This is a genomic window from Quyinboa sediminis (assembly GCF_042219855.1).
Classification (GTDB): domain Bacteria; phylum Bacteroidota; class Bacteroidia; order Bacteroidales; family UBA5342; genus JBHJHP01.
This window is the reverse complement of record NZ_JBHJHP010000005.1, coordinates 281,911-296,683: the sequence shown is the minus strand read 5'-3', so window position 1 is coordinate 296,683 and position 14,773 is coordinate 281,911. Positions and strand designations below refer to the sequence as shown.

Sequence of the window (14,773 nt, the reverse complement as noted above, 5' to 3'; positions counted from 1 at the left end):
TATGGGAACCGGTTATAATTGCTCGGTATAGTATTGATGAAATGCAATGATTCAAATAAATTTGTGATTGGAAAAAATAAGAGGTAGAATTATGATTCAGATCAATTCTTTTTCGGAATTAAAAGATGCAGTATCAGGGAAAGACAAAGCCTACCTGTTATTGTACAAAAAGGGTACGGAACAAAGTGAATGTGCGTTTGGGCATATTGCAGAAGGTAGCGAGAATGTGGAAGGTTTGAACCTTTATTATGCCGATGTGACAGTGGTAAGGGATATTCATACAGAGTTTGGTATCACCTCGGTTCCTTCCTTGCTTGAGTTTGAGAATGGTTCATTTAAGAATGTTGTGAAAGGCTGTAACAATGCCGGACACTATAAAGCATTATTTGAAGATGCCGTTTATTTTGCAGAAGTAAAAAAGGAAGGGAAACTGCAAAAAAGGGTAACAGTGTATTCCACTCCAACATGTTCCTGGTGCAACACGTTAAAAACATATCTTAAAAATCAAAGGGTAAGATATACCGATGTGGATGTTTCCCGTGATCCTAAAGCAGCGGAAGAACTTGTCCGCAGAACCGGACAGCAGGGGGTTCCACAGACCGATATTAACGGAGAAATAATTGTTGGGTTCAACAAAGCCCGGATAAATGAGTTATTAGGCTTACAGGGATAAAAACAAAAACTATTATAACATGAGAGAATTACAACCGGTAAATCAGAACGTGTTGCTCGATGTAACCGACGATAAAAAAGAGCAGCGCACAGCATCGGGAATTATTATTCCTGATTCGGCCAAAGAGAAACAAACCATTGCTAAAGTAGTGGCAATGAGTAATATTGAGAATGCTGAAATCTCTGTTGGAGATTCAGTTTTATATAAAACCTACGGTGGAACAGAAACTGAATTTGAAGGGAAAAAATATCTGCTGATCCAGTATTCTGAGATACTCGCTAAAATTGTGGAAACAGATGAGATTTGATAGTCAGAGTTGCCCGATGATCCACGTCTGGATTTCATTCAGGGCGTTTTTAAAAAGGGTTTTTAAAGGGAATGCTGATTTCGTTTCCGAAGAGCCGGAGTCGTTTAACATGGAAGAAAACAAGTAAATATGGGATGGTATATCGGATTGGGTGTTCTGGCCCTGGTTATAGCGTACATTGCTTACAGTTACAGAAAAATGAAAAATGTGGAGGATGTGGCACCGAGTAAGGATATCAGAATTCTTGACAACAAGAATTTTAAACCTGTTATCAAAAGTGGAAAAGTTTTAGTGGACTTCTGGGCGCCGTGGTGTGCGCCATGTAAAATGGTTGCTCCCACACTAAATGAGATTGCAGAAGAGCAAAAAGGTAATATTACCATTGCCAAAGTAAATGTGGATAAGCAGCAGGCGCTGGCACAGAAATATAACATCCGGAACATTCCAACCATGATTCTGTTCGATAACGGAAAAGAGGTGAAACGGATAATGGGCGTCAAACCCAAACGCTCCATCTTAAAGGAAGTAGGACTTGCATGAATTAAAGCCGGAAGTACCTCCGGTTTTATTGTTTCAGTAGCGACTTTAAGTAAACCGGTAGTTCCGTACTGAAGGTCATCTCTTCTCTGGAGTATGGGTGCTTAATTTTTAATGAAGCTGCATGTAAAGCCAGCCTTTTAATGCTCTTATCCCTTTCTCCGTACATTTTATCTCCTGCAACCGGGTGACCGGCTTCATAAAGGTGTACACGGATCTGGTTTTTGGTGCCGGTATAAAGGTCGATCTCGAGTAAACTGAAATATTTTGATTCACGGATGACTTTATAGCCGGTTTTAGAAAATTTCCCTTCGCCCTTCTGATTTGTGGAATACATTCTGTGCAGTTTATTCTCGGTCAGATATGAGGTGATGACATCTTCCTTTTTATGCAGTACACCATGCACAACCGCCATATATGTTTTGCTGAATTCCTGCCAGTTATCCTGTAAAAAGCGTTTAGCTTTTTCGTGTTTTGCAAATACAAGAACACCCGATGTGTCCTTATCCAGCCGGTGCACAATAAAAATACGATTACGGGAGCGGCTGTTCCCTTTCTTAACATAATCGGTCAAAAGGGAATAGGCTGTTTTTTCGTGTTCCCTTCCTGTACTCATGGTGAGCAAACCGTTAATTTTATTGACGACTATAATGTCCTGATCCTCATGTAAAATGGTCAGGCCTCTTGGCTGATATTTGCGGGGTGGTGTTTGCTTTGCGTTTTTGTGCTCCACGTGTATGCTATTTTATTTATGTTTTGTTGTTTGCGCTGAATTTTCCTGCCCGTCCAGCATTTTTTTCTGCATCTCCCTTATCTCTCTTAAGGAATTCAGAATTTCCATGGTGACCGGATTTTCTGCTGCCTGGTTGCGCATCTCTTCACGACGCATTCCCAACTTGGTGTCGAGACGGCCAAGGAAAAGTGAAACCACAACAAACAATACCATGATGACCGGATAGACCCAGAGTTTGTTCTGGTCCAGATATGTACGAATGGAATCATTTTGAAAAGAATTCAGAAAAACAAATCCCAGCATGATAAAACTGATATAGCCGATATACATCCTGGCACGGTCAATATAAATTTTCCAGCGCACCACATTTCGCTGATTCACGGGTATTCCAAATATTCGTATTCTGCTTTTCATATCTCGGAGGTTTACTTTTAAAATCAAGTTCTTAGGGTGTAAAGGTACATGAAATTTCAATGCAACAACAATACCTGAAATCCTCTCAGGAAAAGCGGATGACAAACAGGATCGTATTACAAAGGGTATATCTTTGACTTTAATAAACCAGAGCCTTCAGACTGAAAATACCAGAGATGGTCTTGATTTGACTGATATATACACCTGGTTTTAGCTGTATGGTTACCATCTGTCCCGCATGGTGTAGTTTTTTGATCATCCTTCCGTTCACCGTGTATATGGTTATTTCCGGGCTAATCTCTGCATTGAAAAATGTAAGTTGGCCTTTCCCGGCAATCAGTTGTACAGGCACTGCATTGTTATCTTTTGGTTGTTGAAGCGCATCTGCTCCGGCTATTTTAACCAGTGCCCATTGCCGGTGGTAATTATTGGTTGAACCAAAATCCCACAATCCGATGTTGGCACCTGCTGCGGTGCTTTCGCTTTCCACATCAAGGGCTTTCCCTGTTTTTACGGATACTATTTTTACATAACCACCATCAGTTTCAGAAACGGTAAAAATCTGCCCGTCTTTATCCGGCGCCGGTTCGATTAAAGCCAGCAGATAGGCATCTTCATCAGTCATCACTTTGCCTGAACCGGTGTTGCTGATGGTGTAACCTCCTTCCGTCGCAGTGAAATCCCAAAGCTGATCCTGATTCTGATAAGCATCATCTGGAAGATCCTGTATGAGACCATCCCCATCTCCGTTAACCGTAATGACATTGTTGCTGTTCCGGCTGTAAATGATATAGGTGCCGTTTTCCGGAGCTTCAAAAACATAGGTACGGGGTTCGGAATTAGCATTAAAGGTAATATCATCAAGATACATAATCGTGTTCAGTTTAACCGATCCCAATGGCGAAATCTGAACAGATCCGATAACCTGGTTTAACAATCCCGTAAGATCGATGACGACATCTGTCCATTCACCTTGCGTTACAGAAACCTCCCTGCTGATTTGACCTATGGTGACATTAATTTTCCTTTCAGGAGACTTAACCAGCATGTGAAAATAAGCGGTTGCCTCTGATATTTTCAGTGGAGCGTAAAGGGTAAATAATAAGGTGTCTTCACTGACAGTGGAGTTTGCCACCATGGGGTACAGGTATTCCAGTATATGTCCCGAAACATTCATCCCAACAATATCTGAATTTGCACTAACTTGAACAGCAGAACCATTTTCGAATGGGATTCTGTTCATTACAGGTACACCTGAAGCAGATTCAAAATCAAAAAAAGGAGCCACCTCAGTTACTCCTCTTGGATCAGGATCATTGTTCATGATCAGGTTATCCATTGTAAGCCGGTTTCCCGGATCTACAGCTTTAAATATCAGTTTTGAAAATGAAGTATTGATGCCAAAATCGATGACCTGATCCTGCCAGGTATCAGTTGATTCCAGTAAAATTGTATCACCGGTTGCCGTTTGCGAAGAATTGTGAATGCCCGACCGGGTCATGATATGCAGATAGCGGTATTCCGCTGTCGTCACAAAACTCTGCCCGGTTTCATAGCTGATCACATTATCGCCTGCTGAGAGTGTAAAACGACTACTGTTCAGTTCGCTTTTCGCCCCATTTTCAGATAATTGTACTGATGTACCCGAAAAGCCCTCCGTATTTTGATCCTCGAAGGTTATGCCTTCTGTTAATCTGAACTGAGCATAATTCGTAAAAGTTACCGGAATGATAAAGGTTGTGATGCTCTGAGCGGGCGAGACATAACTTAGTTTACTTTCTGTTATAGCCTGATCCGGTTTTTTTGAACAGTCTTCTGATGAGCTTGTCCTGTAAACCGTCGCAGAAGCAGCTACCATTCCAAATTCTGACAGATCAGCTGATACGTTCTGATCCGAATCGGTTTGGTTCAGAACCACCATAACCAATTCCTTATTATCAGGACTGATGGCAGTCAAAATATTTGGTGCTCCGGATTCCAGGATACGGTAGCCTTGTTTCACAAAACGGGTGACCTGCATTCTGACATAGAAGTTCTTTACGGTGTAGTAAGTTTCATCCGCAAAGCTGCAGCGCATCTGGCACCAGTTATCATTCCATTCTTCCATCAACTGCCAGTCGATCCAAGCAGAAGGTTTCATTATGGTAAGATCACTAAACATGCGTTGAGCCAGTTGCAGATTATTTCTGATACCACTGCCACTGAAACCGCTTGGCCCTGTTTCAGACTGCCAGAGTGTTTTTCCCATTGTACGTGAAAGGTTATGAGCTTCAACCCTTTCCGGATCACTGCCGCTGTAGGTATGTGTATTGATCTGTCCCAGTTTTGGAATAATGTCACCGGCAGTGATGTAGGCATTCATGGCATAGATAAAACTACTGATGTTTGTTTCATCCGAAGCTGAAATCACTGTGTTTAATCCTGATGCCTGTAACCGTGGATATAATTCCCTTATCACGGCAATCTGAGTGGAGGCATCAAAATGGCATCCTTCCTGTCCGCCGAGGTATCCCCAGTAACTGCTGAGCGATTCATTAAACGGTTCCAGTGTTTTAAATTCAATGCCGTACTTGTCTTTATAGTGTTTACAGACCTCAACAAGATAATCACAAAACTGTCCGTAATATTCCGGTTTCAGGTTGTCTGAACCGGCAGGATTATTTCCGGCAGAACAACCGCTGTAAGTCATCCAGTAAGGTGGTGAATTAGAAAATGCCTCAAAAATGGCATCCGGCCGTTTCGCTTTTATTTTGAGCATTATTTTGCGCTGTCCGGCATCGGCAGTCCAGTCATAAGGTTCATTTTCACCCGGTTTAAATCCCTCCATCTCGGCGCGCACACCTTTACCGTCTGCCATATGTCCCGGATTTCCCGGCGTAGAATAGTGGGAGGGATCATCGCCTCCTCCTATATTATAGCGGAAGATGTTCATGTTGAGCTTATCCGGTGAGGTGATCAGATCCACGATTTCATCAATTTTGGCTTCATCGTCCCATTGTCCCACCATATGAGCCCACCAGCACAACGAAGAACCCCAGCCTTCAATGGTTTGATATTCCTTTGAGGGATCAGGTTTTATATTAATGTTCTGAGCACTTAAATTTGCAAAAACAGATAACAGAACAACAATTAAAATAGCGTAGTATTGTTTCATTCTTTTTTAGCTTTCCGCTAAAATACGGTTTTATGGCTCCGGTTCGTCATAAACATAGTTGGAAAAATGGCACTTATACGACAAAATGTAATACAAAACCGGCAATCAACCATACATAACAGGCTAAGGCTATGTATTTCAGCGTTTTTTCGAGTGCAGGACTTTTGGGAGCCATCTCTTTATGATGCATGACATGTTTACCTTTTACAAATCCAAACCAGGCCAGTATGCCTGAAATGATAAGAAAGGCGATATTCAGAAAAAAGGTATAGTCAATTTTGAAACCCATATTATCGGTGATCTTTTGCTGTGAACCGTCCGGAAGCAGGTTCATGATATCCAGGCCGTAATGCAGGGTCAAAGAGGTGATAATCAGTGACAGGAACAGCAGGAGCAGAATGAAAAATGCCATCTTCCAGCCGTAATATTTGGCGTTGATCCGTAGCACAGGGAAGACGACCAGATCACTGAAAATAAAAGCCATGATACCGGCAAAACTAACCCCTTTCCCATACAGTAATGCGGCCAGTGGTATATTTCCCATTGAACCGATAAAGGTCATAAAAGCCACGAGGGGGCCGACAATAACATGTTGCAGAAGTGTTAAAAAACTGTAGCTCTGTTGTCCGTCACCGGTATGGATAAAGAGCGTCTGAAAGAAGGAATCCGGGACAAATGCCGAGACGATGCCGGCAATGGTAAATCCAATGGTGACATCCTTCCATACCATTTTCCATTCCATGGCGTATTGTTTGCCCGTTTTTGACCAGGCCTCCATGGATTTGACTTTTTCGCTGAACGGTTTTTCCATATCTTCGTCCTCGTCAGGGCTTCCAAGGTTTTGCCTTGCCTTTTTAATGAGTTTGTCAGGACGGATTAGTTTGACCAGTAACCAGCTAAACAGGATCAGCATTATTCCGCCAATATATTCACCAGCCAGAAACTGCCATCCCAAAAATATGGAAATAATAATCCCCAGTTCGATAACAAGGTTTGTTGATGAAAGCAGAAAAGCTACAGAGGATATAAAACTGGCCCCTTTCTGAAAAAGTGATTTTGTACTGGCTAAAGCTGAGAAGCTGCACGAGCTGCTGATAAAACCGAAAAATGTCCCTTTTAATATACTGCCTATGCCGGGCTTCCCCATGCTTTGTTTCATGCGTTTCTCGGTCACGAAAATCTGGATCATGCTGCTGATGACATACCCAAGCATAAAAGCCCAAAGCGCCATCCAGAAAAAAGAAAATGATGTATACGAGGCTTCGCCCCATTGCTGTAAAAAAGAATCCATAAGATTTGTTGTTTGAATAATTAGAGAGACTTTACATAACCATGTAAGTCATAAAGTTACGTAGAAATATTTACCGGATCAAACCATACCCCGGAAGATCAGTTTTCACCCTCTATGGTTTTACTCAGATTGTGAAGCATTTGCTCCAGTGAATAATAGCGCATCGCATAATCGCGTATTTCGCTGATAAGCTTTGATTTTACAAACATAAATTTACCGAGCTTCCTGGAATCATCCTGTGCGGTTTCAACTTTTTGCTTCTGTCTTTTCATGTAAAGCTTAAGACCGTATCCCAGGTGTTTTTTATCACATCTTGAAAGTTCGTCCACAAGTGACGCCGCTGAATCCATGGCCATTGAGGCTCCGACACCTGCTGTTGGCAGGAATCCACAAGCTGCGTCACCCAGCAGCATTATATTTCCTTTGACCCAGCTTTTTGTGCGATAATCGTGGAGTTTCCAGAAAAAGGGAGAATCTGTTTTTGAAAGTTGTTCCAGTGCAATATGCAGAAGTTTATGTTCAGGCTTTACATCCTTCTGTATGGCATTAATAAAGGCTTTAATTCCTTTTTCCTGTATGTTTTGAACTGGTCCGCCCAGAAATACGCCCATTCTGTCCTTCACAGGATATATACCAAGAAACGATGCCGCGCCCCAGTATTCCTTGTAAGAATCCAGATGAGTGCCGTCCAGCCAGCAGATCCAGCCACCCCAGTTGGTATCATAATAATCATATTCACCGGGATCCCAGAGTTTTTGGCGTGTCTGTGAATGCATGCCATCCGTAGAAATAACAAGATCGAAAACCTTTACGGTATCATCTGAAAACTCTACGGATACACCATCTGCATTTTGATCAAAACCGGTTGCGGTAGTCCCAAACCGAATGTTGCCGGAGCCGAATTGGTCTAACATCAGACTGATCAGCTTTTGGCGTTCAATTCCACGATATGAGCCATATGCATCGTTAATAAAATCAAGTTCAAAGGATTTTATCAGATCGCCGTTTTCCTTATGAATCTCATAGGTTTTCATCTCAACACTGTTTTCATAGTAGGCATATGATAAATCAAGCTGATTCATCACTCTGCCCCCGAGCGGTAACAAGCCAAGCATATAGCCGGAACGGTTAAAGGCGTGCTTTTCCTCTTTTTCTATTACTGTTGGAGTCAACCCCTGTTTTTTTAACAGCAATGCTGTCGTAAGTCCGGCAACACCGGACCCGATGATTAGAATATTGAGATTTTGCATTTTTCTATTAAAGGTAAGGAAACACCTACCCGGAAATAAACATTTTGAAATATCTTAAGATATTTAACAAAATATGGCAAAAGAGACGGCCCGTAAGAAAAGACTTACATCAAAACTGTTGTTTTGATTTCTATTCTAAATTTCTATACGTATATCCCTTTATTACGCATAGCTTAAAACTGTGAACTGAATACGGTATAGTTACAGAATATAGATTATTCCTACCGTAAGATCCAGACTGGATAGTTTTCTTACATTCAAATCCGGCCCGAGATTGAAATAAGACGAAAAATAGTCCTGTTGATACACGGTTCTGCTGATAAATGAATAGCCAATACCTGTATCAAGCACAAAATTCTTGCTTATAAAAAGATCCAGACCTCCGCTAAAGCCATAAAACACCTGTTGATATTTTTGTTTTCGGTAGTTGTCTTCAGAGTATGACGAAGCCCCGAATCCGAATTGAGCTTTAAAAAATGGTCTGACGGTATTGTTTCCGGTTGCGATATACTTTAAATAGGGAACCACAAGGAATGAAATATACTTATTTAAGTCGTAACGGTTTTTTTCCTTTTGATATTCAAAAGGAACACCGAGCCCAACGACGAGATTCTCAAAGGCAAACCAGCCGGCCTCGGGAGTCATATTTACTGATTTAAGTGTTTCGTCTGAATTAACATCCCGGATTATGTTGGCATTAAGGTCAGATGATCCACCAATAAAGAATTTGCCCATATACTTTTGCGCATTCGCATTAAGGGCAATACATAAGCAGAGGCAAAACAATACCTGTACAGGTTTTATAAATTTCATAGTTAACAGAATTAACTGTTAAAGATAATTTTTTATTCTAAAACGATATCCTTATAAATGAAATTAATTCCAAGCTGTGTATCCCTGATACTAACCAGAGAATCTCCATGTAAGGTGTTTCTGACAATGGATGTATTCATCTCAATAACGTTGTTGTTATAATAAACATAGGAGTTATAAATAGTATCAGGAGGTATATTTCGCAATTGATTCTTTGAATAAAAAGCTATTATTTTTAGTACATTATTGGCGGATTTCCAGTTGACGCCATCATAATATGGGAATCCCAGTATTTTATTGATTTGGTTTAAAGGATTTGTTTTATCGTCATAGTCATTAAGCAGGTATTTGTAATCTGTGAGCATCATTATTTCAGTTAAATTACCTGAGGAATTGAATTTATAAGTATAAATGTTTTCAGGCTTTTGCGGATTCGTAATTTGGGAATAATATGTTTTAGTGAGTAAACCATTTGAATAGATAAAATACCTGCTATATCTGGAAGAAGATATACAAATCATAGTATCATTTTTGGTAACATAAAAAGTTAATGTGTCGTAAACTGTTCTGTTGTCATTATATGTAACGTATTCTTTTATTGTATATGCCGAAACCTCATCGCCTGTATATTTGAAAAATACGGAATCAATTGCGATCTTAGCCAGCCAGTTGTTTGTGTCAGTGGTATCTGCTGCTGCTGCTGAATTATCCAGTTTATGAATAATGAGTTTAATTTGTTCTCCATCATAAAATATTTTAGTAGAATCGTTAGAATTTGCTATAAATTCTGTCATAACATTTTTTGTGATTTTTGTATCTTCAAACCAGCTTGAACAGGAAGTGAGTACTAATAGTGTGATGAAAAGGGTAATCAGGGCTTTCATGATGTATTAATTTAGATGATTAAATTCAGTATTCAGATAAGTAATTTTATTCAGGACTTTAAAAATAAGAATAATATGAATTGCAAAGTGTTAATTTATAAATAATTATCTGTTTTTTCAAAATCGATGTGATAATGGTCATCATGCAGTTCGTTAATGCGTTTAGTAAGAGACTTCACAAAATATATTCCGGATGTTTTGAGCTGATTGCCGTATTTTGTGTTGAACAGCTCATCTTTAAGGTTGGTCTCCAAAATAACTTTCTTAATGTGATAACCCCGCTTCTTTGCATTTTTCTGAAGCGTCAGAACGTGCAACGCCAGTTTTTCAAAATCAATCTCAACTTTTTTATTTAAAGTCAGTTTTCCATCTTTATCAAATTTTAATGCGTAACGAGCCATTCCGGTATGATCCCAGAACAGATTGGTTTTACCATCTTTCTTCAATGGGGTCATAAAGTCTATGCTTGTTCCGTTTTGGTGGGTCCGGTGAGGAAAGGATCTTCCACCTTTTCTGCCGGAACACTCCATGATTCTGAAGGTATAATCCGGGTAAAAACTCTTCAGATCAGCATAGGAATCAAGGGTAATCCGGTAGATATCAGAGTGAACATAGCAGCGTCCTAAAATGTAATAGTCAAAAAAACTGTAATACCTGAAATTATCTCCTTTGTACGGAAGTTTATATCCGTTATTAAGCCTGCCGTTACTCACGGTTCCTGTTGATTGGCTGGTGCCATGATTTTTATGTATCATCTGTGGCAGTGCAGCATAAATAAAGGTAAATGATATCATCAATATTACAGTGAATCGTAAAAATCTTTTCTTAACAATCATCATTTAAACAGGTTTGTAATAACAGGAACGAAAAAGTTTAATGTTTAAGTATAAAAAACCTGGACTTGTTCAAATTCACAATAAAAGCTAAGGGTTAGGATAGACAAAAATAAATATTGAGACCAAAAGGCTGTAGGCCTTTGATGGCAAAGCCTGGGGCAAACAGAGTGACGCCCCGGGTTAGGTCAGAAGAATGTCGTTTTCAGCCTGAAAGGTTGAGATAAATCTCAATATATTAAATATTTAATCTTCACCTATTCCCAGAAATAAGATTGGTTAAAATCAATTACTTTATAGACTTTCATAAAATCTTCAATTTCAGCTTCAAAGGATAATTTTTTATGATGTTCCTTCTGATTTTGAATGTAACGCTTAACAAGATCAACTTTAGAAGAACTCACTGAAAAAGCACCGTAGCCAATTTGCCATTTAAAATTTTTATTGCCACCATCAATACCCTTTATTCATTTTGACGATTGTTTTTTTATTTCTTCGATAATTTTAGCCAGGGCATAATTTTTTGATAGGCGAAATAATATGTGCACGTGATCAGGTACAGAATTGATGATTATAGCAGGAGATTCATGCGCTTTACAGGTTCCTGCGATATAAGCATGTAATTGCTTTTCAATTCGGGAATTGATAAAAGGATAGCCTTTTTTTGTGTCAAATATTAAATGCACATAAAGTTGTGATAAAGATTGTCCCATATTTTTAGATTTTAAGGCATCTAAAATTAGAGATCTTTACCGAGAGTTACAAATTTGTATTTCATCATATCTCAGACTTTCAGCCTGAATTGGCACATAGCATTTTTGCCTGGGGCGTGGCCCCAGGCTTTGATATTTTAGGCTTATAGCCTAAAATGGTTGCAAAAACTAAAATAAACGAGATACTCTTCAACCTTCCATGGTTTTGGTTTTAACTATTTCTAAAATAAATGGCTTAAGTCAGGATAGCTTAAGTCTTTTTAATTGCGAATATAATTTGCTTTTGGTCACACTATTTATTCATTCCGCCGGTGACCCAAAAAATTTTATCTTTGTCGAAATTTTGAGGATATGGTATCGGTTGATAAAATAAGTGTATTATTCGGAGGATTCGCGCTGTTTGAGGACATCTCTTTTCTGGTCAATACAAAAGACAGAATAGGACTGGTAGGGAAGAATGGTGCAGGGAAGACCACCTTACTCAAAATTTTGTGTGGCAAGCAGAATCCGACCACCGGAATTTTATCTGTTCCCAATGATTTTACCTTTGGTTATCTGCCTCAGCACATGGTGCATCAGGACGGTAAAAGCGTGCGTGAGGAAGCTGCTACCGCTTTTGGACATTTGCAGGAATTAAGGGATAAGATTGAGCATTACAACCATCAGCTCGCGGTGCGTACAGACTATGAATCGGATGAATATCTTGATATTATCCATAAGGTTACAGACATGTCCGAACACTACAACATTCTGGGCGGTGATAATTCGGAAGGACTGATTGAGAAGACTCTGACCGGTTTGGGGTTTACAGGTAAAGATCTGGATCGCCCGACATCAGAGTTTTCCGGAGGCTGGCGCATGCGTATTGAACTGGCTAAACTGTTGCTGCAAAAACCGGATATGCTGTTGCTGGATGAGCCGACCAACCACCTGGATATTGAATCCATCCAATGGCTGGAGGATTTTCTGAAAACGTATCCCGGATCAGTTGTTTTGGTATCTCACGATAAGGCATTCCTCGATAATGTCACCAACCGGACCATAGAAATAACACTGGGTCGTATTTACGATTACCGTGTGCCCTACAGTAAATTTCTGGAGCTGAGAGAAGAACGACGGGAGACACAGAAACGGGCATACGAAAACCAGCAGAAGCAGATAAAGGATACGGAGGCATTTATAGAACGGTTCAGGTATAAAGCCACAAAGGCGGTTCAGGTTCAGTCCAGGATTAAACAACTGGAGAAAATGGATGTTCTGGAGATTGACGAAGAGGATAACAGTGCCCTTAATCTCCGGTTTCCGCCGGCTCCGCGTTCCGGTACCATTGTGGTAGAGGCCGAAGATTATAAGGTAGGATATGGCTCGCATGTCGTACTTAACAAGGTGAATCTGATTATTGAACGCGGTGACAAGGTGGCCTTCGTGGGAAAGAATGGCGAAGGTAAATCCACCCTGGTCAAAGCCATTATCGGGCATCTGAAAGGCATGGGTGGTGAACTGAAAACCGGTCACAATGTTAAAGTCGGCTATTTTGCGCAGAATCAGGCTGATTTGCTGGATGGAGACCTTTCGGTATTCGAAACGATAGATCATGTGGCAGTCGGCGATGTTCGGACGAAGATCCGGGATATTCTGGCAGCTTTTATGTTCAGGGGTGAGGATATCGATAAAAAGGTGAAGGTGCTTTCAGGCGGTGAACGATCCAGGCTCGCCATGATTAAACTCTTACTTGAACCGGTTAACCTGCTGGTGTTGGATGAACCGACCAATCACCTCGATATCCGTTCTAAAGAGGTGTTGAAACAGGCCATTAATGAATTTGACGGCACGGCAATTGTGGTATCGCACGACAGGGATTTTCTGGATGGTTTAAGCAGTAAACTGTATGAATTTGGAGGCGGAAAGGTCAAAGAACATCTGGGTACGGTTTATGAATTTTTGCAACGCAAGAAGATGGAAACCCTGCAGGAACTGGAACGTAAGAATAAAACAACAGCAAAAGCGGCAGATCCTGAGCAGAAAACAGAAAAGGTAAATGACTATGAGGAGCGCAAAGCCCTGAATAAGCAGATCAGCTATGCAGAAAGAAAAGTGAAGGAATACGAGAATCTGATCTCTCAGCTTGAAGGAGAAATTGAACACATGAAAACGTTGCTTGCCAATCCCGATAATATCAATGATACATCGCTTTACTCGTTTTTTCAGAAAAAGGAAAAAGAGCTTGAAAAAGTGATGGTGGAGTGGGAGGAAGCATCCCTGCAACTGGATGATCTCAACAGCAAACTATAACACAAAATATACTTCGTTAACAAACGTTAGGCCTCAATAATTGATTTATTAGACACCTTAGTCTAATTTTGAGGCAATAAAACCCGCTACATACGTTAATAAAAAGACAATGGCAAACCCGGATTACATATTTGGTATTCGTGCAGTAATTGAAGCGATCGACGCCGGAAAAGAGATACACCGGATTATGGTGAAACGTGACCTGAAAGGTGATCTGGCAACGGAGCTTTTTAATGCCCTCAAAGGCAGATCTGTTCCCTTGCAAAAGGTTCCGGTTGAACGGTTGAACCGGATCACCAGGAAAAATCATCAGGGCGTGGTGGCCTGGATTTCCGAAGTGGTTTATCACGATATTGAAACCATTATTCCGGGCTTATATGAAGCGGGAAAGACACCCTTTATCCTGGTTCTTGACGGAGTAACCGATGTGAGAAACTTTGGTGCCATAGCACGGACAGCTGAGTGTGCCGGTGTAGATGCGATTCTTGTTCCTTCAAAAGGATCAGCTGTAATCAACGCCGATGCCATAAAAACCTCAGCAGGCGCGTTGCATAAAATTCCGGTGTGCAGGACAACAAACCTGCTCAAATCCTTACAGTTTTTAAAAGGATCGGGATTAAAGCTGCTCGGGGCTTCCGAAAAGGGAGATACGGTATTCAATGCCACTCAAATGGATGTTCCGCTGGCCATCGTTATGGGATCAGAAGATACAGGATTATCTGCTGAAACATTACGGATATGCGATTATCTGGTATCCATTCCAATGCAGGGTACCGTGAGTTCCCTGAATGTATCGGTGGCCGCAGGAATTCTGATTTTTGAAGTTGTAAAGCAAAGAATGCCGGCTCAAATGAATCGATGAATGATGCATTTTGGCTC

Annotated in this window: 14 protein-coding genes and 1 pseudogene; 6 read left to right on the top strand and 9 right to left on the bottom strand. The window is 40.6% G+C overall.

Features of this window, described 5'->3' with window-relative positions; all coding sequences use genetic code 11:
• The first annotated feature begins 67 nt into the window (after positions 1-67).
• From ACE1EF_RS13845 to trxA, 4 genes are read left to right on the top strand one after another with little or no spacing between them, the layout of a single operon-like run.
• Complete coding sequence (locus tag ACE1EF_RS13845) at positions 68-673, top strand: glutaredoxin family protein (RefSeq protein WP_375721273.1); 606 nt, start codon at positions 68-70, stop codon at positions 671-673.
• 19 nt (positions 674-692) lie between these two features.
• Complete coding sequence (locus tag ACE1EF_RS13840; protein ID WP_375721272.1) at positions 693-980, top strand: co-chaperone GroES; 288 nt, start codon at positions 693-695, stop codon at positions 978-980.
• Positions 970-1,107 carry a hypothetical protein gene (locus tag ACE1EF_RS13835; protein WP_375721271.1) on the top strand — a complete coding sequence of 46 codons (138 nt, stop codon included), beginning with the start codon at positions 970-972 and terminating at the stop codon, positions 1,105-1,107. The genes ACE1EF_RS13840 and ACE1EF_RS13835 overlap by 11 nt, the downstream gene beginning before the upstream one ends.
• Before the next feature lie 2 nt (positions 1,108-1,109).
• Positions 1,110-1,520 (top strand): thioredoxin, encoded by a 411-nt coding sequence (gene trxA, locus ACE1EF_RS13830; protein ID WP_375721270.1) that lies wholly within the window; start codon positions 1,110-1,112, stop codon positions 1,518-1,520.
• A gap of 25 nt (positions 1,521-1,545) precedes the next feature.
• Here trxA and ACE1EF_RS13825 read toward each other — a convergent pair whose 3' ends face one another.
• The 9 genes and pseudogenes from ACE1EF_RS13825 to tnpA all read right to left on the bottom strand — a co-directional run bounded on the left by ACE1EF_RS13825 (position 1,546) and on the right by tnpA (position 11,602).
• Entirely contained in the window at positions 1,546-2,250 is a 705-nt protein-coding gene (locus ACE1EF_RS13825) for an RluA family pseudouridine synthase (RefSeq protein WP_375721269.1), read from the bottom strand.
• Positions 2,251-2,262: 12 nt separating this feature from the next.
• Positions 2,263-2,664, bottom strand: a complete 402-nt coding sequence (locus ACE1EF_RS13820; RefSeq protein ID WP_375721268.1) for a hypothetical protein — start codon at positions 2,662-2,664, stop codon at positions 2,263-2,265.
• Positions 2,665-2,803: 139 nt separating this feature from the next.
• On the bottom strand, positions 2,804-5,818 hold the full coding sequence (locus ACE1EF_RS13815; protein ID WP_375721267.1) for a glycoside hydrolase: 3,015 nt from the start codon (positions 5,816-5,818) through the stop codon (positions 2,804-2,806).
• Positions 5,819-5,891: 73 nt separating this feature from the next.
• Positions 5,892-7,109, bottom strand: a complete 1,218-nt coding sequence (locus tag ACE1EF_RS13810) for a permease (RefSeq protein WP_375721266.1) — start codon at positions 7,107-7,109, stop codon at positions 5,892-5,894.
• Positions 7,110-7,207: 98 nt separating this feature from the next.
• Positions 7,208-8,359, bottom strand: a complete 1,152-nt coding sequence (locus ACE1EF_RS13805) for an FAD-dependent oxidoreductase (RefSeq protein WP_375721265.1) — start codon at positions 8,357-8,359, stop codon at positions 7,208-7,210.
• Positions 8,360-8,560: 201 nt separating this feature from the next.
• Positions 8,561-9,172, bottom strand: coding sequence for a hypothetical protein (locus ACE1EF_RS13800; RefSeq protein WP_375721264.1), 612 nt, complete (start codon positions 9,170-9,172; stop codon positions 8,561-8,563).
• A 32-nt stretch (positions 9,173-9,204) separates the two neighbouring features.
• On the bottom strand, positions 9,205-10,056 hold the full coding sequence (locus ACE1EF_RS13795) for a hypothetical protein (protein WP_375721263.1): 852 nt from the start codon (positions 10,054-10,056) through the stop codon (positions 9,205-9,207).
• A 95-nt stretch (positions 10,057-10,151) separates the two neighbouring features.
• Positions 10,152-10,895, bottom strand: coding sequence for a hypothetical protein (locus ACE1EF_RS13790; RefSeq protein ID WP_375721262.1), 744 nt, complete (start codon positions 10,893-10,895; stop codon positions 10,152-10,154).
• Between the two features lie 251 nt (positions 10,896-11,146).
• Positions 11,147-11,602, bottom strand: a pseudogene (tnpA, locus tag ACE1EF_RS13785) (IS200/IS605 family transposase).
• Between the two features lie 351 nt (positions 11,603-11,953).
• Here tnpA and ACE1EF_RS13780 point away from each other — a divergent pair.
• Both ACE1EF_RS13780 and rlmB read left to right on the top strand, forming a co-directional pair.
• Positions 11,954-13,894, top strand: coding sequence for an ABC-F family ATP-binding cassette domain-containing protein (locus tag ACE1EF_RS13780; protein ID WP_375721261.1), 1,941 nt, complete (start codon positions 11,954-11,956; stop codon positions 13,892-13,894).
• Positions 13,895-14,003: 109 nt separating this feature from the next.
• A complete protein-coding gene (rlmB, locus tag ACE1EF_RS13775; protein ID WP_375721260.1) occupies positions 14,004-14,756 on the top strand; it encodes a 23S rRNA (guanosine(2251)-2'-O)-methyltransferase RlmB in 753 nt (250 codons plus the stop codon).
• Positions 14,757-14,773 lie beyond the last annotated feature (17 nt).